This window comes from Sphingobacterium sp. MYb388 (assembly GCF_037479535.1).
Taxonomy (GTDB): domain Bacteria; phylum Bacteroidota; class Bacteroidia; order Sphingobacteriales; family Sphingobacteriaceae; genus Sphingobacterium; species Sphingobacterium anhuiense.
Genome location: NZ_JBBGYV010000005.1, coordinates 252,560 through 273,928 on the forward strand (window position 1 = coordinate 252,560; position 21,369 = coordinate 273,928).

The 21,369-nt window shown below is 35.6% G+C and carries 19 protein-coding genes; 10 read left to right on the forward strand and 9 right to left on the reverse strand.

Features of this window, described 5'->3' with window-relative positions:
* Positions 1–1,452: a DUF1501 domain-containing protein gene (locus tag WH188_RS17405; RefSeq protein ID WP_132773934.1), complete on the reverse strand. Its 1,452-nt coding sequence runs from the start codon at positions 1,450–1,452 to the stop codon at positions 1–3.
* A gap of 3 nt (positions 1,453–1,455) precedes the next feature.
* Complete coding sequence (locus WH188_RS17410; RefSeq protein ID WP_339424441.1) at positions 1,456–3,726, reverse strand: PSD1 and planctomycete cytochrome C domain-containing protein; 2,271 nt, start codon at positions 3,724–3,726, stop codon at positions 1,456–1,458.
* Between the two features lie 516 nt (positions 3,727–4,242).
* On the opposite strand from WH188_RS17410, the gene WH188_RS17415 reads away from it, so the two are divergent.
* The 4 genes from WH188_RS17415 (at position 4,243) to WH188_RS17430 (ending at position 8,821) form a co-directional block, all read left to right on the forward strand.
* Entirely contained in the window at positions 4,243–5,406 is a 1,164-nt protein-coding gene (locus tag WH188_RS17415) for a Gfo/Idh/MocA family protein (protein WP_168126876.1), read from the forward strand.
* 3 nt (positions 5,407–5,409) lie between these two features.
* Positions 5,410–6,465: a sugar phosphate isomerase/epimerase family protein gene (locus WH188_RS17420; protein ID WP_168126875.1), complete on the forward strand. Its 1,056-nt coding sequence runs from the start codon at positions 5,410–5,412 to the stop codon at positions 6,463–6,465.
* A 174-nt stretch (positions 6,466–6,639) separates the two neighbouring features.
* Positions 6,640–7,662 carry an AraC family transcriptional regulator gene (locus WH188_RS17425; RefSeq protein ID WP_021190080.1) on the forward strand — a complete coding sequence of 341 codons (1,023 nt, stop codon included), beginning with the start codon at positions 6,640–6,642 and terminating at the stop codon, positions 7,660–7,662.
* A gap of 253 nt (positions 7,663–7,915) precedes the next feature.
* Positions 7,916–8,821 carry an AraC family transcriptional regulator gene (locus WH188_RS17430; protein ID WP_021190079.1) on the forward strand — a complete coding sequence of 302 codons (906 nt, stop codon included), beginning with the start codon at positions 7,916–7,918 and terminating at the stop codon, positions 8,819–8,821.
* Between the two features lie 39 nt (positions 8,822–8,860).
* On the opposite strand, the gene WH188_RS17435 is transcribed toward WH188_RS17430, so the two are convergent.
* From WH188_RS17435 to WH188_RS17445, 3 genes are all read right to left on the reverse strand, one after another.
* Positions 8,861–9,205, reverse strand: a complete 345-nt coding sequence (locus WH188_RS17435) for a hypothetical protein (protein WP_132773924.1) — start codon at positions 9,203–9,205, stop codon at positions 8,861–8,863.
* Complete coding sequence (locus WH188_RS17440) at positions 9,189–9,836, reverse strand: SatD family protein (RefSeq protein WP_132773922.1); 648 nt, start codon at positions 9,834–9,836, stop codon at positions 9,189–9,191. The genes WH188_RS17435 and WH188_RS17440 overlap by 17 nt, the downstream gene beginning before the upstream one ends.
* A gap of 135 nt (positions 9,837–9,971) precedes the next feature.
* Complete coding sequence (locus tag WH188_RS17445; RefSeq protein ID WP_168126874.1) at positions 9,972–11,114, reverse strand: TlpA family protein disulfide reductase; 1,143 nt, start codon at positions 11,112–11,114, stop codon at positions 9,972–9,974.
* A gap of 298 nt (positions 11,115–11,412) precedes the next feature.
* On the opposite strand from WH188_RS17445, the gene WH188_RS17450 reads away from it, so the two are divergent.
* Entirely contained in the window at positions 11,413–12,480 is a 1,068-nt protein-coding gene (locus WH188_RS17450) for a DUF4476 domain-containing protein (protein WP_165905992.1), read from the forward strand.
* Positions 12,481–12,536: 56 nt separating this feature from the next.
* Here WH188_RS17450 and WH188_RS17455 read toward each other — a convergent pair whose 3' ends face one another.
* The 4 genes from WH188_RS17455 to WH188_RS17470 form a co-directional block, all read right to left on the reverse strand.
* The gene (locus tag WH188_RS17455; protein ID WP_168126873.1) at positions 12,537–13,511 is read right to left on the reverse strand and encodes an alpha/beta fold hydrolase; all 975 of its coding nucleotides are present in this window, start codon (positions 13,509–13,511) and stop codon (positions 12,537–12,539) included.
* Positions 13,512–13,770: 259 nt separating this feature from the next.
* Positions 13,771–14,526, reverse strand: coding sequence for a non-homologous end joining protein Ku (gene ku, locus WH188_RS17460; protein ID WP_021190073.1), 756 nt, complete (start codon positions 14,524–14,526; stop codon positions 13,771–13,773).
* Between the two features lie 60 nt (positions 14,527–14,586).
* Entirely contained in the window at positions 14,587–14,778 is a 192-nt protein-coding gene (locus WH188_RS17465; RefSeq protein WP_021190072.1) for a hypothetical protein, read from the reverse strand.
* Between the two features lie 457 nt (positions 14,779–15,235).
* A complete protein-coding gene (locus tag WH188_RS17470) occupies positions 15,236–16,195 on the reverse strand; it encodes a YeiH family protein (RefSeq protein WP_132773913.1) in 960 nt (319 codons plus the stop codon).
* A gap of 266 nt (positions 16,196–16,461) precedes the next feature.
* On the opposite strand from WH188_RS17470, the gene WH188_RS17475 reads away from it, so the two are divergent.
* The 5 genes from WH188_RS17475 (at position 16,462) to WH188_RS17495 (ending at position 21,366) form a co-directional block, all read left to right on the forward strand.
* A complete protein-coding gene (locus WH188_RS17475) occupies positions 16,462–16,623 on the forward strand; it encodes a thiol:disulfide interchange protein (RefSeq protein ID WP_132773911.1) in 162 nt (53 codons plus the stop codon).
* 418 nt (positions 16,624–17,041) lie between these two features.
* Entirely contained in the window at positions 17,042–18,085 is a 1,044-nt protein-coding gene (locus WH188_RS17480; protein ID WP_132773515.1) for a hypothetical protein, read from the forward strand.
* 317 nt (positions 18,086–18,402) lie between these two features.
* Positions 18,403–19,731 (forward strand): GntT/GntP/DsdX family permease, encoded by a 1,329-nt coding sequence (locus WH188_RS17485; protein ID WP_168126872.1) that lies wholly within the window; start codon positions 18,403–18,405, stop codon positions 19,729–19,731.
* 52 nt (positions 19,732–19,783) lie between these two features.
* Positions 19,784–20,260 (forward strand): RidA family protein, encoded by a 477-nt coding sequence (locus WH188_RS17490; RefSeq protein WP_021190979.1) that lies wholly within the window; start codon positions 19,784–19,786, stop codon positions 20,258–20,260.
* Positions 20,257–21,366: a D-TA family PLP-dependent enzyme gene (locus WH188_RS17495; RefSeq protein ID WP_206368338.1), complete on the forward strand. Its 1,110-nt coding sequence runs from the start codon at positions 20,257–20,259 to the stop codon at positions 21,364–21,366. The genes WH188_RS17490 and WH188_RS17495 overlap by 4 nt, the downstream gene beginning before the upstream one ends.
* The last annotated feature ends 3 nt before the right edge of the window (positions 21,367–21,369 follow it).

A 21,369-nucleotide genomic window follows, 5' to 3' on the forward strand; every position in this document is an offset into this window, starting at 1 on the left:
TTATACTAATATGTCATTGATTACTTTTCCTGCGACATCGGTTAATCTATAACGTCTGCCTAGATGTTTATAGGTGAGTTTTTCATGGTTTAATCCGAGCTGATGTAGGATTGTGGCATGAAAGTCATGCACATGAACAGGATCTTTGATGATGTTATATCCTAGTTCATCGGATTCACCGTATACGATTCCTGGTTTGACTCCGCCACCTGCCATCCATATACTGAAGCAACGGGGATGATGATCACGCCCATAATTATCTTTGGTCATGGCGCCTTGGCTGTAATTGGTTCGTCCAAATTCTCCTCCCCAGATGACGAGTGTTTCATCCAATAGACCTCTTTGTTTGAGATCTGTAATTAATGCTGCCGATGCTTGGTCTACATCTTTTGCCTGACCTGCCATTTCTGTGGGTAAGTTACCATGTTGATCCCAACCTTGATGATAGAGCTGAACAAAACGGACTCCGTTTTCACTAAGTTTTCTTGCAAGTAGGCAATTGGCCGCAAAAGTACCGGGATTAAGGCAGTCTGCGCCATACAGTTTGATGATATCATCGGGTTCTTTAGAAAGATCAGTGACTTCTGGAACTGCAGTTTGCATACGATAGGCCATTTCATATTGCTGTACCTTGGCATTGATCTCTGGATCGCCAAATTCCTGATAGGAGAGGTCATTCATCGCGGCTAATTGATCAAGCATTTTTCTGCGTTCAAAACGATTTAAGCCATCAGGGTCTTTTAGGTAAAGCACTGGATCTTCACCACTGCTGAACTGTACGCCCTGATGGGTCGAGTCTAGAAAACCGTTGCTCCACAACTTGGAGTAGACACCCTGACCATTACCTTTTCCGCGTGATAATAATACAGTGTACGCCGGGAGGTTTTTATTTTCACTTCCTAGACCATAACTAAGCCAAGCACCCATACTGGGTCTGTTTCCTTGTTGTGCACCACTTTGAAAAAATGTCAGTGCGGGATCATGATTGATCGCTTCTGTGAACATAGATTTAATGATACAGATATCGTCAACAACTTTTGCTGTATGTGGAAATAAATCGCTGATCCATGCACGCGACTCTCCATATTGTTTGAAATCATAGTAGGAACCTACTAAAGGGAATGACGCCTGATTGGCAGTCATACCTGTAAGCCTTTGTGCTCCCCGTATGGATTCAGGAAGCTCTTGACCCATCATTTCTCTGAGTTTGGGTTTATAATCGAAAGATTCGAGTTGTGATGGAGCCCCATTCTGAAAGAGATAAATTACACGCTTTGCTTTAGGAGCAAAATCTGGAATACCCGAGGGAAGTCCTGCTTGCTCAAAGCCTCCTTCAAATAGATCGGGAATGAGCAAAGATCCCAATGCTACACTGCCTAAGCCTAAACTTAGTTTTGAAAGGAATCGACGTCTATTGAAATTAAGACCATGTTCTAAAATATTTTTGTCCATAATTTAGGATTTTGTAATGGTTTCTTCTAAATTGTATATAATGGTAATTACGCCCATTAATGCAGCAAGTTGTGTTTTATTGACTTTCTGATCTATAGGAAACTCTCCGACGGCCAAGACTTTATCAGCATTTGCTTTTTGTTTGAATGTATTTAACTGGTCGGCATAATAAGTTGTTAATCGTTTTATTTCTTGTTCCTTAGGTTTACGGCAGACTATACGACGAAATGCGGTTATTATTTTGGTCTCCGGAGTTCCTTTGTCTTGTAGTAAGCGAGCGGCCAGTACTCGAGAAGCTTCAAGTACGGTTGGATCATTCAACATCGCAAGTGCTTGAAGAGGAGTGTTGGTATTAAGCCGCTTAACTTCACACTGATCTCTATTACTGGCATCGAAAATGGCCATCACTGGAGGAGGTACCGTTCTTTTTATGAATGTGTATAATCCTCGTCGGTATAAACTTGCCTGATGGTCTTGTCGGTATGAGGCCAATAATCCACGACCTGATGTGGCCGCTTCCCATAGCCCTGCCGGTTGATAGGGTTTGACACTTGGACCACCGATGGTTGGAACCAACAATCCACTACTGGATAAGACGACATCACGGACATGTTCTGCCGGAATACGGTAACGGGGAGCACGAGCAAGAAAAATGTTGTCGGGGTCAACGTTGAATTTGTCAGGATCTACTACCGCAGATTGTCTATATGTTGCTGAGAGGACGATCTGTTTGACTAGTCGCTTGATGTCCCAGCCATGATTCATAAAATCAACTGCTAGCCAATCTAATAATTCTGGATGTGAAGGTAATTCTCCCTGCATTCCAAAATCGCCAGATGTTTTGACCAGACCTCTACCAAAATATTCCTGCCATACTTGATTAACAAATACACGCGAGGTGAGGGGGTTTTGTTTGTCAAATAACCATTGCGTTAAACCAAGCCTATTTTTAGGATATTTTTCGCTAAATCCCAATACTGACTTTGGGGTGCTTGCCTGCACGACTTCTCCGTGCGCATCATATACACCTCTGTTGAGTACATAGGTTTTACGGAGGGTATCTTGATCTCCCATAACCGATACGATCAACTTATTGGTATCTTGTTTGTTGACAAACTTTAGGATATCTTGGACATCAGCATTACTGATTTCCATTAATGGTTTTTTAGCGAATGTCTCCGGTCCACCAACAGTTGATTCGAGTCCGACTTCTTTGACGTTATTGAAGAAACCGGTCATTTGAAAATATTCTTTTTGTGAAAAGGGGTCATATTTATGATCATGACACTGCGCACACTCTAGGGTGATTCCTAAGATAGCTTTTCCCAGGGTATTTGTTCTATCTTTCACATATTCTACACGGTATTCTTCATCGATTACACCACCTTCTTCTGTTATTTTATGATTTCGGTTGAAAGCTGTTGCTAAAAGCTGTTCTTTAGAGGATTGAGGCATCAGGTCGCCCGCGAGTTGCCAGCTGATAAATTTATTATAAGGAGTATTGTTGTTAAAAGCATGAATAACCCAGTCTCTCCATGGCCACTGGCTACGGTAATTGTCGTCTTGGTAACCGTGCGAATCTGCATATCTGGAAACATCCATCCAGTGTAAAGCCATCCGTTCTCCATAAGCAGGGCTTGCCAGTAGGGTTTCTATTACCTTTTCGTAGGCATTAGGACTGTTGTCTGCCATAAATTTATCCATCATCTGCAATGATGGGGGTAGCCCCGTAATATCCAAACTAACTCTTCTAAGTAATCGTTCTTTGTCAGCTTCGGGATTTGGTGCTATTTTTTTATGTTCTAGTTTATCAAGTACAAAATAATCAATTTCATTTTTTATCCATTTGGTATTTTTTACTTTGGGAATGATGGGAGTTTTGGGTGCAGTGAAAGCCCAATGCTTTTCATATTTCGCCCCCTGCTTGATCCACTTTTCAATAATAGCAATCTCTGTTGCAGTTAAAGTGAGGTTGGTTGCAATAGGAGGCATTATATAGGATGTGTCTTTTGATGATATTCTCAAAAAAACTTCAGAATTTTTAGGCTTAAAGGGTACAATACCATGCGCTGTGGCATTACTCTTTAATGCTTTGTAAGCTTCTTCAGGTATATCGAGACGTAAATCTGCATCGCGTTTATTTGCGTCGGGCCCATGGCATGCAAAACATTTATCGGAAAGAATAGGTCTGACATGAAAATTATAGCTGATACTGTCAGGTATAGGTTCTTCACTCATCTGATTTGATGACGGTCTATGGCATGCCTGTATCATATATATACAAGCGAAGATCACGAGCATAGAATAAATAGGTCTTCGATACATATTTACGAGTTGTTAGTACTTGCGTGTGATACGCAATTGGTTTGCTTGTTTATAATTGGTGACTTTTATAAATCACTGGTTTAATCAAATTTAATCAGATGAAACTGGAGAATCTGACTCAATATTACCCCAAACTAATGTTATATGAACATTCTTGTGAGATCGTGTTGCAATAATGCGTTCAAACTTATTTAAAGCCCATCTTTAGGTTTGTAACTTATTTGTTGAAATTTATTTAGGTTAATATTTGCCTGTTTTCTATTAATATAATGAATTAATTACATGCTGTTTAGCGGTATCTTTATTTTTATTAGTTTGTTTAATCAATCAAAACCATCATTTACTTTGTAGAGGCTGTGAAAAATAGTCTTTCAGAAATGAAACTAAACCTGGGGTAAAATAGTATCTGTTGAAGATTAAGAGTAGAAATAGTATCAATACATCAAAAAATATTAAACCAATAAAATGAATAGAAAACTACGAATGGGAATGGTCGGTGGAGGCAAGGATGCTTTCATTGGTGCAATACATCGAATTGCGGCTCATATGGACGGATTAGTGGAGGTCGTTTGCGGAGCTTTAAGTATTAATCCTGAAATAGCTAAGGAGAGCGGAAAAGCGTTATTTCTTCCTGAAAACCGAACTTATCTCAATTTTGAAGAAATGATTGAGAAGGAGCGGCAATTACCTGCTGATGAACGTATGGATTTTGTGACAATCGTGACACCTAATTTTGCGCATTTCGCCCCTGCTATGTTGGCATTGGATAATGGCTTCCATGTCGTTATTGAAAAACCGATAACTTTTAGTCTAGACGAAGCTCTACAGTTGAAAAAGAAGGTAGAAGAAACGGGCTTGCTTCTGATGTTGACACATACTTATTCTGGATACCCTATGGTAAAGCAGGCTAAGCAGATGGTTGAAGGTAATGCTTTTGGTAAAATCCGTAAAATATATGTGGAATATCCGCAAGGATGGCTAAGTACGCTCACCGAACGTGAAGGTAATGCAGGTGCCGCTTGGCGAACTGACCCGAAAAAATCAGGGAAAAGTGGAGCTATGGGTGATATCGGTACCCATGCAGCACATTTAGCGGAGTATATTTCTGGTTTGAAAATATCACATCTTTGTGCAGATCTGAATACGATTGTAGAGGGACGAAGATTGGAAGATGATGGAAATGTTTTGTTGAAATTTGACAATGGTGCCGCTGGTGTACTTATGGCCTCGCAGGTCGCTGCAGGTGAAGAAAATGCATTAAAGATTCGTATATATGGTGAAAAAGGCGGAATTGAATGGGCTCAGATGGAGCCCAACACTTTACTTGTAAAATGGCATACAGAACCCACCCAAACGTATCGGGCAGGAACAAATGGTTTTCTTTCTGATATTGCGAAATTTAATTGCAGAACACCTGCCGGACATCCGGAGGGATATCTTGAAGCGTTCGCAAATTTGTATCGTAGTTTCTCGTTGACTTTATCGGCGCGATTGGATGGTGAGAATCCTTCAGATTTATTAGATTTTCCTTCAGTCGATGAGGGTATCAGAGGAATGGCTTTTATTGATACGGTTATTAAAAGTGGTGATAGTAATGAAAAATGGACTGTTTTTGAAATAAATAATTAGAAAATGCAAACACTTAAAGGACCTGGTATATTTTTAGCGCAATTTTTGGGAGAAAATCCTCCATTTGATAATTTAGAATCCATTTGTCAGTGGGCGCAAAAGATTGGATTTAAAGGCGTGCAGATACCAACTTGGGCAACGTCTTATTTTGACCTGCAACTTGCTGCTGAAAACAAGGATTATGCCCAAGAGATAAAAGGGATTGTCAATAGCTATGGACTCGAAGTAACAGAGTTAAGTACACATCTCCAAGGGCAATTGGTTGCAGTACATCCGGTATATGATGATCAGTTTGATGGTTTTGCTCCCGAAAAATATCATAAAAATCCTAAGGCAAGAACAGAATGGGCAGTAGAGCAGGTGAAATATGCTGCTAAAGCTTCTCAGCATATGGGTTTAGATGCCGTTGCGACCTTCAGTGGTGCTCTTTTATGGCATACGGTTTATCCTTGGCCTCAGCGTCCTAATGGATTAGTTGAAACCGGTTTTAATGAATTGGCAAAGCGTTGGCTTCCAATCTTAAATGTTTACGAGGATTACGGGATTGATCTTTGTTATGAAATCCATCCTGGAGAAGATTTACATGATGGGGTAAGTTATGAGCGTTTTCTTGAAAAGGTAAATAACCATGCGAGAGCCTGTTTATTGTATGATCCTTCGCACTTTGTTTTACAAGCAATGGATTACCTTTCTTATATCGATCATTATCATGAGCGTATTAAGATGTTTCATGTCAAAGATGCCGAGTTTAATCCAACAGGTAAGCAAGGTGTATACGGCGGATATTCCAATTGGATAGACCGCGCAGGCCGTTTTCGTTCGCTTGGTGATGGACAGGTAGACTTTAAATCGATATTCAGTAAACTAGCAGCTTATGATTACAAAGGATGGGCTGTGATGGAGTGGGAGTGTGCACTGAAACATCCTGAAGATGGTGCAATAGAAGGTGCTAAATTTATTGCCGATCACATCATTCATGTTACAGATAAGGCTTTTGACGATTTTGCTTCAACAGGGAGTGATGAAGCTTACAATAGAAAATTGATTGGATTGGTTTAGTATATTTTCATATATAAATCTTTAATAAGGGGTGTCTATTATTTTTAATAGACACCCCTTATTCGTATTCCTTAAATTGTTTTTACGTGTCGATGTGTAATATTATCGTCGCATTTTTGGAATGATAGTCAAATGATCATTAAATTAGAAGATCGATGCCAATTGGATTAATTCATGAGAAAAACGCAAATAAAGAATTTTTATGATTACTATCAGCCTGATCGTTGTGAACCGTTAATTCATGCTTCGGAGAACGGGGCTGTGCAGATGAAAGGTCTTAGTCGATTTGATTATCCAGGACAGGAATTACCGGATGCTATTTTGCCGGGAATTTATAGTATGGGTTATTGGGATGCTAAAACTGATCAGAACTGGGGGTTGGACTGGCACCGGAATGAAGGAATAGAATTTTCGTTTATGGAGTCTGGTAGTTTATATTTTTCTACTGAAAGTGAGACTGTTCATCTTCACCCCGGTAGCTTAACCATAACTAAACCGTGGCAATTACATAAGGTCGGTAATCCGATCGTAACGATAGGTAAGCAATACTGGATTATTATTGATGTTGGTGTGAGGCAACCTCATCAGGAATGGAAGTGGCCTGACTGGATCATTCTTTCAAAAGAAGATTTAGAATATCTGACAAAGATCTTACGTGAGAATGATGTTAGGGTTTGGCAATCGGATAAGAAAATACAAGAATGTTTTATTGAGATAGGGAAGTGTCTGGATCATGCGGAAATAGAAATTCCGCAGTCTAGGCTTAATATCTTAATCAACAGCTTACTGCTGGAAATATTAAGTCTTTTTAAAAAGGGTGATATTGAGTTTGACCAATCGTTAACACATAATCTAAGAACTGTTGAAATCTTTTTAAACCATTTGCGTACCGATTTTGAAAAATCATGGACACTTGAAGATATGGCAGAACACTGTGGACTTGGAAAAACGAGTCTTTCTAAATATTGTAAGCATTTAACAAATATGACTCCTGTCAATTATTTAATTAATATCAGATTGGAAACTGCGGCAAAAATGCTGATTGATCAGGAGGAAGAACACGTAACCAACCTTGGTTATTCTTGTGGTTTTACTAGTTCTCAATATTTTGCTACTGCCTTTAAAAAAAGATATAAATGCAGCCCGAGCGAATACCGCAGCAGATTTAGAAATGGATATGTGGGAAAGACTGCTTAAATTCTGATTTCTTTTTGTGAAAGCGAAATGGTGGTTTTGAAGAATGGAAATATGTTCATTATTCAACAACGGTATATATTAAACATGTTGCATGTTTTTTAGTGCTATTTTTAGCATTGTCAATACATTTTTTTTATTCTTTAGTTTAGTGACGTGATAAGTCGATAGAAATTATAAAGAGGAATAATGTGCAACATGTGATTGTAAATAGGGAATTTAATCACCAACTAAACCACCAATAAGATCAATTAATATGAAAGTACTTCCATTTACTTTGCTTATACCTGATGGTAAGAGTATGCTATCGGAAAGAGTTGAATTGCCACATTTCTATCAGCATATGCATCATCATAATGAATACGAAATTATTTGGGTAGAACAAGGTGAAGGAACTTTACTGGTTGGAAATAATATGCATAGTTTTCGTTCAGGAGATATTTTTCTAATTGGAGCAAATGTCCCTCATGTATTTAAATCCAATCCGGAATATTTCACAATGAAAGATCGGTTAAAAGTGAAAGCATGTTCATTATATTTTAACCTTTCGGGTATATTATCGGGTTTATTCCAATTGCCAGAGATGCATGTGTTACGTTCTTTCTTAAATCAGAATAAACAAGGCTTTCAGATACCGGGCAGGTATACGGTCGAAATTGCAAATCTAATGCTACAACTTCACAATGCTAGCGGTGTGGATGTGCTGTTACAGTTACTAAGCTTATTGAACCAATTGAAAGAAATGTCACCTCATTTGTTACCATTAAGTACCGATGTGTATTCGTCTGATCTTAATGCGAATGAAGGAGTTCGGTTTGATGCTATTATCAATTATATCATGCAAAATTTTAATAGTCAGATTACTTTAGAGGATGTTGCAAATGAGGCACATATGACACCTCAGGCTTTCTGCCGTTATTTTAAAAAACATACCGGAAATACTTTTGTTACCTTTCTTAATGAGATCAGAATTAATGATGCCTGCAAAAGCTTATTGACAGGAAAACATAAGGACCGTATATCTGGCGTTGCATATCAAGTGGGATTTAATAGCTTGACAAATTTTAACCGGGCTTTTAAAAGTGTGGTTGGGCAATCACCAAAAGCTTATATAAATGCCTATCATCATGTTAGCAAAGGAAGTTCTCTGGCAACTGTGTAATTTTTTCTTTAGATTTGGATGGCAGTGCAATGATCCATTTTACTTAAATAATGTATAATAGAATATGCTTAGGGCTACGGAAATTAAATTTCCGATCAGATAATAGTCATTATAAGCCGCTTCTTTTTTGATGTTTTCAGGAGTGTCTTCTTTATCCGCGCGTTTAAGTCTTGTTCCTAATTTTAAAGCGCCAAAGAGTGTGAGCACATGTGGAAAACCTTGACATAAACTATAAGTCATAAATAAACGTTCCAAAATACCTTTTACTGTAGATTTAGGATCAAACTTTTTGTTGTTGACCGATTTAGGCGTGAAAAGCCAAAATAGAAGACTAAGAAGGACTTCTGAAAAAAGAATGATTATTATTTTATAAACGAAGTGCATGGGGCAGTTTACTTATTGATTTTAAAATTGTTTTAGTTGCTTCATAAGATGAAATATTTAAAGTTTTCTCACGTTTCCAAATCTGAGATCTTGTTTTATTTATTTTTTCAGCAACAATCTTATAATCATTAAATTTAATAAATGCAGAGATTAAATTATAATCTTTCTCGGGATTCCATTTGTCAATGATATTTTCGAAGATAAGAAATGTATTGTTTAGAAGAGAGTCTAAATTAATATCTCCGATCTGTATGTAAAATCTTTGAGAATTGGTCTTCATACTGTTGAGTTTGTATCGTGCATCGCGTAATCCTTCACCTAACATTTCATAGGCGATTCTCTTATTAATGTTGGTTTCAATATCACCGTAAATAAGCACGTAGCGTAATTGAAAATCAAACCCTTGTATGATAATTTCTTCTTCTAGTGCGATAATGATATTTAATGCTGTTTCTAAATCCTTTGTTAGTCCCTGAAATTCATCGCCAAGTGTGATGGTAAGCGGAGATAATAGACTGTTTTCATAATCATGATTGATTTTGCTTACTGTTTCTTTAAAGTTTTGCATCAACAATGCTTGATTTTTTTGACCGCTTCCAATCACATCGCTCATCAATATAAAGTGTTTCATGATAAATGATTTTTATTACTTTATGTCAAATATAATGAAACAAAGTATTTTATTTCATTAAAAATGAAATTATAAAAAACATGGAAGCATTTTTTTAATAGCTCTTGACCATGACTGATTAGTATTTTGAAATGTTTATGAGTTTTCTTTAAGTAGATTTTCTAATACTGTTGTTAGATGTTCTATTTTGATATTACCATTTACAATCCGATTGGTTCTCATATCGACTAGAATATAACGAGGGTATGACACTATGCCGGCTTCAACTTGGAAAGCCGGGTATTGCTTTGAATCTAACCAATAATTGATAAAGTTAAAATTGTGGTTTTGTAAATATGATCTCCAATCCTGCATTTTACTGTCCATCGATATGCTTATAAACTTTAATTCACTTTGATCTGCATATGCTTTTGATATTCTTGAGAATTCGGGATGTTGCTGTCTACAAGGGCCACATGCAGTGTGCCAAAAATCGATAACTAGATAGTTAGAATTACCACTAACTTCTTTTAGACTTTTAACCTTATTATTTTGAGATGTTAATTTGATTAAAGGAAATAGAGCGTTTTTCTTATCGCTATAGGTTAAAATCATGTTGTCATAGGCATCATAGAGCAAGGTTGCTTTTTTGCTTCCAATAGTAGCAGTATCGATGCGTAAAACCGTATTTAAAATTTGTTCTCGATTTTTGAATACATGCCCCGAATTTATATAGTAAAACGAGGGGTTAGCTATCATGGATAATAACATCTCATAGGATACCAATGATTGAGGATAATCATTCAAAATAACTAAATATTGCGCTAGTTTGTTACGATCCCATTCTTCTTGACGGCTATTATCAGTTTGTAATAGCGGATCGCCAAATTCCCTATTTATTGCTACGATTTTTTGCATCTCCTCATTTAAAATAGAATTTTTAACATATACAATTTTTGTGTCATTATCGATACTGCAGTTTATATTTTTACGATCAATAATTACGGAGATTAAATCTCTATTGGGATTAATGTCCCCATTGCTAAAAGCTATATTTAATGCATTAAAATCTTTATAAATCGAATCAGAAACTATAAAAGTTTCCGAGCCCGAAATATCTTTCGTTATTTCTTTTTCTAATGTAAAGCTAAAACGCTCATTTACGATTTGCTGCTGATCTAATTTGCTACTTTCATATAAACGATAAATATATTTTGGAATAGGATTTTTTCCATAAACATTTCCATAAATGGTCACTTCTTGTGCTTGCGCAGTTACCTGACAAAAAATAATAAACAAGATAATTTTGACTACTTGTGTCATATATTAATAGGATTTTATATTGGTTTATAATGATATATTTCTTATCACTAAATGAATATAAAGATTAAATTTCACTATATCTCATTAATGGGGAAATTTAGTTGTATAATATATTGATTATTAAAGATGACGAGAGATCTAAAAGAATGAAATTTTTAAATAAAGCATTTTTAATAAGAATGCCAATCAATCATCTCTATTAAAATAAATTGTTACTTGCGTTAATCCTTTTATATTTATGTCTGTCGAATATAGACACCATCAATCCTTTTTTATGTTAAAGAAATCTTATTTAATTGCTGTTTTTTTGTTTTGCTTTTGCCTTGTTCACGGTCAAAATCGAAGTAGTCGAGGAGGAAATGTAACTGTATTTTCGGATCAGGAAGCATTCTACTTATACATCAATGGAATTCAGTATAACGAACGGCCCACGAAACAAATCAGAGTGGAGCGCATGAAAGACCATAGCTACGATATTCAGGTTGATTTTGTCGGAAGAGAAAAATCGACACTTTTAAAAAGGGGTATTTCAATGGTTAATGAAGAAGGTTCTTTTTTGGATTTGACTTATTTGGCTAATGCTTCCAGAAGTAACAGAACTCGTAGTTTGACTTTGTATGCTTTATTTCCTGCAGAAGAGGATATGCCTGACTCGCGTACAGCAAATGTATTTATTTACGGTCGCCCTAAGCAAATGATTGAGGGAGAGTTTGATCCAGGATCTGGTGGTGATGATTATTATGGAGAACAAATGACGAATGCAGAGTTTAATGCTTTTTTGAAAACGATAGATCAAGCTGGATTCGATAATGACAAATTGAAAATAGCTGGTATGACTGCTCCTCAGGTTGCATTTTCGGTGAATCAAATCAGAGAGGTACTTAAGAAGTTTTCTTGGGATGAGGGTAAGATTGCTTTTGCAAAAATGGCCTATTCTAATTGCCCGGAAAAAAGAAACTATATGACCTTAACTGATCAACTTGCTTTTGGAGATAGTAAAAATAAATTGATGGATTTTATAAAAAATCAACCTGTCGATCGTGATTATCTGGAGAGAATGACTGAGGTTGAGCTGAATGATCTGATTAAAGCAATGAGACAGAATGGATTTGATGACGACAAACTTAAAGTACTCGGAACTGTAAGTGGAAAGGTCGCTTTTCCTGTTGCTTCGATTAAAAGAATTCTCAAAGAACTAAGTTGGGATCAGGGAAAGCTATCTGCAGCACAAAAGCTGTATCCGAATTGTATAGATAAACGTAATTATGCAACCTTGTTAGAAGAGTTTACTTTCTTGGATTACAAAGATAAATTCACAGCATTTGTGAGAAATCAAAAATAAGTAAAGCTCTAATCAAATAAGGATCGCTAAATATAGCGATCCTTATTTTTTGAGACTTAAGGATGCTCAGTCACAGAGATCGATTCAAAAGGCAATTTACTTTCAAGCCATTGTAAGATTTCGATATATACCTTTTCTTTGATCGATTCATTGAGAAGTTCATGACGCATCATGGGATGCAGGTGGTATTTTACATCCTGATTACCATGGTCCATAAGGTCTTCAGCGGTCTTAATAACACCTTTTCCAAAATTACCTATAGGATCTTCTTTACCGCTTTCTAATAGAAATGGAAGTTGATTTGGAATGCCATCCGTCCAGTTTGGACCGGAACCACGATTGGCAACATATGCAGTCGCATAAAAAGCGTTGTTGGAAAATGGAATTCCACATAGTGTATCAGCTAAAAAATGGTCACGGTTTTCTTTTGCTAAACTCAACCAGTTGCTATTTTTTTGGTTAGGTTCATTTTTAAATTTTTTATTATTAAATGCACCAAATGAATAGTTAATAAAACTTGATCTGGTTTTAGGAAACATTTTGTTCAATAAAGCGAGTAGTCTTTCTCCTACAACAGCGGATTTATCCATTGTACCTGTACCGATGAGTACGGCTCCATGGAATAGATCACCAATTTCTTGTAAAACACAACGGGTAATAAAAGAACCCATAGAATGTCCTATAATAAAATGTGGTAGATCGGGATACTGTTTTGCAATTAATTTTGCCATCTCAATACCATCGTCTACTAATCTAACTCCCGGGTTTTCGCGTTGTATAAATCCTAATGCATCTTTATTTTTAACGGAGCGACCATGTCCCAGATGATCATAGGTCATTACTAAAAAGCCGTTTGTTGCGAGAAATCTTGCAAAATCATCATAACGTCCACTATGTTCCTGCATGCCGTGCAATATGAGTATTGTTGCTTTGGCTTTTTTTTCCGTGGGGAAGTAAAGAGTTTTAAAGATGTCATGTGTACCGCCTATGGTATCTGTAATCTCATGAAAACTAGATTCAAGATGTATCATGTTTAATAAATCAATTGGGGTAAATCCTAAAAATATCTATTTAAAATGCTTGATGCTTGATCTTTAATCCAAAATTATGGCCTGTTGATTCACAAACAATAAACAGATGTAAGATAAGTCTTTTTTACCTAATTCTAGAAATTGTCTTTTATAGATGATTGAGAATGCTTGTGAAATTATGATTTATTGATAAGACGTTTCTTACGCTGAGATAACATGTATTTTTTATTCAAAAGTTCTTTTCGTAAAATATGGTCATTTATGCGAGACTTGCTTTTAGCTTGGCGAGTAGATCGCTGGCCTTCGTATTGTCTATACTAATTTTTCTGATTGTTGCTCTTTTTCCTTTATCTTTTTGTTTGATTATTTTTAGCAGATCTTCAGTATATTCATTCTTGTATTTACTGATGTCAAATGGTTTGCTATGTTGTTTTATGAGTTGAAGAGCCATATCCATTTCATTCTTCTGAATTTTGATTGTAGTGGGTAACTTTAACTCAGAAATAGCCCTAATCTCTTGCTCATATCGGATCTTATTAAGCAATAATGTGCCCTTGTAGGGTCTGACTATGGCAAGGTGTTCAACATTGCGCATGACGAATGATCCAAGTCCAGCAGTTTTACTCTTTTCAAGTGCTTTTGTGAGTAATTGATACGCTTTTTCGCCACCTTTTTGAGGTTCAAGATAATAAGGAGTGTCAAAATAGATGCTATCAACTTCGTTGAGTTGTACAAAAGCATGTAAGCCAATAATCTTTGTTTTTTCTGGACTCGCTTCTTCAAAGTCAGCATCTTCTAAGATGACATAATGATCTTTAAGAAAATATCCTTTCACAATGTTTTCCCAAACAACTTCTTTTCCGGTTTTTTCGTTTACTCTTTTAAATTTAATATTAGCTTGGTCTTTACGATCGAGCATATCCAGATCTAGACTGCTACTTTCCGTAGCACTGTATAATTTTACTGGAATATTAACGAGCCCAAATCCTATAGCTCCCGTCCAAATAGCGCGCATAGTGAATGAATTTTACTGTTTACAACTAGGAATTAAATTCTTTAAAAGTTTATCTCCAGTTTATAGGGAGCAAGTCTGTTTTAGTCTCCTTAATACTTGATCGATGTATTCCGGAAATTGCGTTAAGGCTTCTCTTAGGTGTCGTTCGCCTTCTATAAATCCTTCTCTTCGTGCAATTTCTAGCGCCGAAAGGTATACTTTTTCAAGATAACCCTCTGGCATTTGTACAGAATCTAAGTCAGTGTTGCTCATAGCTTTAAAATTAAATATTGATGTTTTTCGTTGTTGACTGATTTGGTATAGCTTTAAATAAATGATAACTGCTATCCTTTAAATATATAACATATTGATCTGTAAATGGTTTTAATTTAACATGTTATTTTTAAATTGTTTTACGGATTATTTTGATGTAAAAGTTTTATTAAACTCAAGATGGTATTTATAGAAATTTGCAATTATTTATCTTCTAAATGTCGCGGAAATAATACGTAATAATTTGTACAGTATCGGTGTGTATAAATGGAGATTTTGAGCAGTATAAGGGACTGACTGAATAATGGAATGGCAGGTAAAAGCACAATCGATAATAATCGGTTTGGCTGTTTCGACAAATGAAAAGAGTTGAACAATGCTTATACCGTACATAATCTTCTGCGTTCCTTTTTAAGAAATTTAGATTTACTATTCCCTTCATTTATGATGGAAAAAATTAAAAAAAGTAAAGTATAGTCCCTAAAGAAAGCAGGGAAATGATGACCCAAAGTATTATTCCTTGAAGGAACGGTTTTATCCCCATTTCGATAATGAGTTTACGGCTTAGTCCACAACCTATTAGGAAAAGTGTTAGTGTTAAACCTGTTTTTGCAAAACAAGTGAAGATATGCTGATAGTTATGGATACTTGGTATATAGCTATTTGCCAACATGGCTACTACAAAAAGTCCTATAAACCACGGAATTTTTACTTTTGGACCATTGGTTTTAAACAAATAAGCTGCTAAAAAAGCAACAGGTATGATCCATAATGCTCTACCTAATTTAGCTGTTGTTGCTATTGCTAATGCCTCAGGACCATATTTATTGGCAGCGCCAACTACCGAGCTGGTGTCATGAATAGCGATAGCACTCCATATTCCGAATTGAAGTTGCGAAAGATCAAGCGCATTTCCAACTGCAGGAAATATAAACAGTGCTGCAGCATTAAGGGTGAATATAGTCCCTAATGCAATAGAAAGTTGTTTTTCTTGTACTCTAATAACAGGGGAAATAGCCGCTATTGCGCTTCCACCACAAATAGCTGTGCCGACAGCTATTAGGAAAGATGTTTTATTTTCTATTTTCAAAAGTTTACCAAGGAGATAACCAAAAATTAATGTGAATGAGAGGAAGGTCAACGTTAATAGAAAACTTGTTTTTCCTGTTTCTAACGCTTTGTCTATTTGCATACCAAATCCTAAGCCAACAACGGAAGCCTGTAATAAAATATGCGTTGCTTTTTGATTAAGATGGAGATAGGGATGCCCAACTGTTTGGGCAATAACTATCCCTAATAGGAGCGCTATAGGAGGTGAGATGAGTGCTGGTATACAGCAAGTGATAGCTATCGTTACAAATATAATTTGTCGGATACGATTATTCCTTATAACTACTATTTTGTCCTTAATTTCCATCTCTATCCTTTCGTTACTAGTCCTGTTTTGATTTGTGTTTTTGACTGATACAAATGTCGTGAACACAAAATTTTGATAGAAATGGTGATTTGTTATTGGGTATTACCTATGGTTATGATTTATTATTCTTATTTGTTATAGGTTTATTAGTGGAAAAGTTGAGAATTTAGTTTACACTATGTTACTTTTAAAAAAGTGCTTTAGCTGACTTGGCTTTAATTGTAAGGGAGGAGTTTTAGAATAAATCGCTTTTAACTTCATCTGAAGTGTCGGATTTGATAAAATGCAATAATGAGGCATCAAAGCTATACGGTATCAAAGCAATTCCTCAGAATTATTTGATTGGTCATGATGGAAAGATTGTTGCTATCAATGTTAAGGGAGAGTTTTTATTTAAAAAATTAAAACAAATATTTGAAGGAAAATAATTTTAATTATTATTGGAGCTTCGTTGTAGGTCAGAAGTTTTACTTCTGACCTTTTTTATGCATTTGATTTATGGCTAATCTCTAAAGTCATTGTTTTACAGTAGGTTAAATTAAGTTATTTAGAATGTAGAGATGTTCTAATGCATTTAAAAATAGATTTTTTGAGCTTTTAACATTTAGTAGCAGATTCTTAAATACTAATTGAATATACTATTTACATTGATAATTTATTAGGGTTTGCTGCCTGTATCATTAAGCACCACTTTTTTTAAAACTACAGATAACAGAAAGATGTCTTAAGTAGTTAATTTATACTTTGTTTTTTTTGACTATCATGTAAGATTGCTGTGTTCATATTTAATATTTGATTTTTAAATAAAAAATTAATAAATTTATATAACCAATAAAATCAAAGCTTATGCGAAAGTTATTTCAAAATAATCTTGGACTAAGATCTATAGTGCTGTACATTTTGATATGTATACTCGTTGTAGCTATCAGTGTTGTTTTTCTTCAATATCATAAACTCATAATTGTAAATGCTTTAGATAAAGCTTCTATAAATGGGACTTATATTCTTTACTCTTTGCTTGTAATAAGTTCATTAACTCTTGTAACGACATTTTTTGTTTCTCCCATATTCTTTTTTGAATATCTACAAAAGGAAAATGTTGATTATGTTTTAGTGAAATTGTTACCCTATTTGCCTATGGTTAGTGTATTTTGTGTATATTTTCTTTTATTTGGACCTGGCTATAATGAATTTACTAGTGAGGATAAGTGGAGTTTGATAGATACTGTTTATATAATATTGTCTGGAGTCACTGTATTGATTGCTGGTGTTATTGTTTTACATTTTATAAAAGGTTTTCAGTCTATTTTTAAAAATGCGATGGTTTTTGCCTATAACCAAAGTTATGGTAAAGCTGGAGATCAGTTTAGTTTAGATGATTTTAGAAAGCTTCCAATAAAAGAAAATGAAGAGCCAAAGTGTGAGGAAAATCCAAATGATGAATTGATTAAAAGAGTTGAGAAGTTAATTAATTCTACAGAAGAGTTGGAAGTTGAACCCATTGGAGATGTTAATTTTAATATCGTAATTTATGTTTACGGTGATGGTTTTGATTACTGTTTATTAGATTCCGGACTGGATATTCCGTTTATCTTTGGTGATGAAAATCCGGAAATAGTATTAGCAGAGTGTCACTTTTTACATATTAATATAGCTTTATATTTTAGGATAGATCAAGTGTATATTTTTAACTTTGAAGATAATTATGTTGTTTTAAATCCCGCCATCGATCGAAATTTACATAATATTAGAAGTAAGCGTGTGAATGAAAAACTAAATAGTTATCGTGTTAAAGGTAAACCTTCTGGTTATTTTCATATACATCCAAGTCTAGGTGATAAACTTCGTATAATTGTAGATGGATATGCAAATAAGCGTTTCAATCACTAATATTTGTCATTCAACTTTGTCGGATAATTATTTTTCATCCTTCTTATTCGTTTTAAAATAGCTATTGTTCTTTTTGTCATAAATTTTATGATATAAAAATAATCATCAACATATATTAAATTAATGGTTTCTTGTAATAAATTACGATTGATATAGTTTTTCATTATTGTACTGGGGAAGAGGTTTGAAAGGATTTTATTTTTATATTTTTTAGGAGTTATGAGTTTAGTTTACTAACTTCATTATTGAAAAAAATGATTTATTGAACCAATATTCTGAAGCAAACATGCTTTTGGGATAGACCTAAACTTGCTCTAATGATCTTGACCGTCATTGTATTAAGCTTGTTTTTGCTAATTGTTCTTATTACACAGGCAAAAATAAATGCTTTTCTATCTTTTTTAATAGTTTCTGTTATTTCTGGAATTTTGCTAGGCATGCATTTGGAGAGTCTTATTCTCGCTATTGAAAAAGGTATTGGCTCAGTAATGGGAAGCCTCATGTTAATTTTGGTACTAGGTGCTATGCTAGGGAAAATTGTTGCAGATAGTGGAGCCGCCGAGCGTATAGCGAAAGTCATGGTACGATTAATGGGAGAAAAGTATATCCAATGGGGTTTGATGCTGACTGGTTTTATAGTCGGAATCCCTCTTTTTTATGGAGTAGGATTTGTCCTGTTAGTGCCACTGATATTTTCAATATCCTATCGCTATAAACTTCCTGCCGTATATATTGGTCTTCCTATGCTTGCCGCATTATCAGTGACACATGGATTTATACCCCCGCATCCTTCTCCTGTGGCACTAGTGGCATTATTTCATGCCGATATGGGAGTAACATTGATTTACGGGCTTCTAGTTGCAACTCCTGCAATAATTATAGGAGGTCCTATTTTTGGAATGACACTACGAAATATAAGACCAAAGCACGAGCTGTTTTTTAAACCGGTTGGTACTGAAGTAGGTAGTGACTATAGTGTGCCCAGTGCATGTATTAGTTTTTTAGCCTCGCTATTTCCAGTTTTTTTATTGATTATCGGTACAGTTCTTCCTTATGTAATTGATACGGGTAATGAAAAATTATTGTCTTGGGTGAAATTCATTTCAAATCCAACCCTAGTTATGTTACTGGCTATTTTATTTGCAGGATATAGCTTGGGCATAAAACAGGGGCGAAGTATCAAGTCAATTATGGAGATCTTTGATGGAGCTGTGAGAGATATAGCAATGATTTTATTTATTATTGCAGGCTCAGGTGTATTCAAACAAGTAATGGAAGATAGTGGGGTCAGTTTGGCACTCGCTAATTATTTACAGACCTTACCCATTCATCCATTGGTTTTAGCGTGGTTGATAACTGCTGTGATACGAGGATGTATCGGTTCTGCAACAGTGGCTGCGTTAACAGCGGCTGGTGTGTTATTGCCACTAGCTACAGGTGGGCATATTCATCCAAGTTTGATGGTTCTCGCAATTGGAGCAGGCAGTTTGATGTTTTCACATGTTAACGATGCTGGTTTTTGGCTATTTAAAGAATACTTTGGGTTGAGTGTAAAGGATACGCTTCTATCATGGTCAATCATGGAAGCTATTGTATCTGTTGTCGGTTTACTTGCTGTCCTAGCGTTGGATATGATTATTACTTAAAATTTAATTACCTTAAATAATTATTTGAATAACATAAAATATATAACATATTATGAATTATAATGCAGACGAACAATTTGAAAAATTAGGTTTAACATTACCTCCGGCACCTGCACCTAAGGGTGTTTATAAACCTTTTGTAATTGATGGTAAATATCTCTATTTATCTGGTCATGGGCCTGTACAAGATGATGCATCATTAATTATTGGTAGAATCGGTGCAAGCCTTAATCCTGAGGAAGGTAAACTTGCCGCAAGACAGGTTGGATTAACAATGCTTTCTACTATAAAAACTAATCTAGGTAGCCTTAATCGTATAAAACGTGTAATCAAGGTGTTGGGAATGGTCAATTGTACTTCTGATTTTGAAGCGCATCCAGCTATTATTAATGGTTGCAGTGAATTGTTTGCTGCAGTTTGGGGAACTGAGAATGGAATCGGAACGCGTAGTGCGGTTGGATTTGGATCACTTCCGGATAATATTCCTGTAGAAATAGAAGCTTTGTTTGAATTACATGAAACAGTATGATTAAGCATTGGTATGAATTAAATGATGTTTCAGAAGTAGACTCTCCCGCACTCTTGGTTTATGAAGAGCGGGTTGTCGATAATATTCAAAAAGCTATTGAGATGGTAGGGGGCGATTGTAGCCGGATTCGCCCACATGTCAAAACAAATAAATCGACAGATGTCTGTATTGCTTTAAGGAAGGCGGGTATAAATCAATTTAAATGTGCGACTATTGCTGAAGCTGAAATTCTGGGAGATGTGGGAGCTAAAGACGTCCTATTGGCTTATCAGCCAACAGGTCCTAAGATTGAACGTCTGATTAAGCTTAAAAAACATTTTGGTAAAACCAATTATTCGTGCTTAATCGATCATAATGAGAGCGCTAGGGCATTAAATAGGGCATGTGTTTTAGCAGACTGCTCTATGGATGTGTATATTGATGTAAATATTGGGATGAATAGGACAGGGGTAGCATTGGAAGAGGTCGAGAAGTTAGCCGTGACCATACTGTCACTTCCAGGGCTTCGTTTGATGGGGGTACATGGATATGATGGTCATATCCATGACTCTGATCTCAAAATCAGAGAAGAACAAAGTGCTATATCATATGCATTATTAAGTAAAGCACATTTATTATTAAACCAATTATGTAGCTCAATATCAAGGATGATTATCGGAGGTTCACCTTCTTTTACTTTTCACGCAGATAGAACTGATGTGATTTGTAGTCCAGGGACGTTTGTATTTTGGGACTATGGTTATGGAGAAACTCTAAAAGAGCAACCTTTTGATTATGCGGCATTACTGTTAACCCGTGTTATAAGTATTGTTGATCAGCATCATATTTGTTTGGATTTGGGATATAAAGCTGTCGCAAGTGAATCAGCTTTACCGCGTGTCAAATTTTTAGATCAACCCGATCTTGAAGTCGTAAGCCAAAGTGAAGAACATATGGTCGTAAAGGTTCCAAATGCACAAGTATACGAAATAGGTGCAGCTTTCTATGCTGTACCAAAGCATATATGTCCAACTGTGGCATTGTACGAAAAATTGGTGGTCATCACTGATGGAGAGGTCGATAATTATTGGTATGTTACTGCTAGAGATAGAAAGATTAATTTCTAAAGG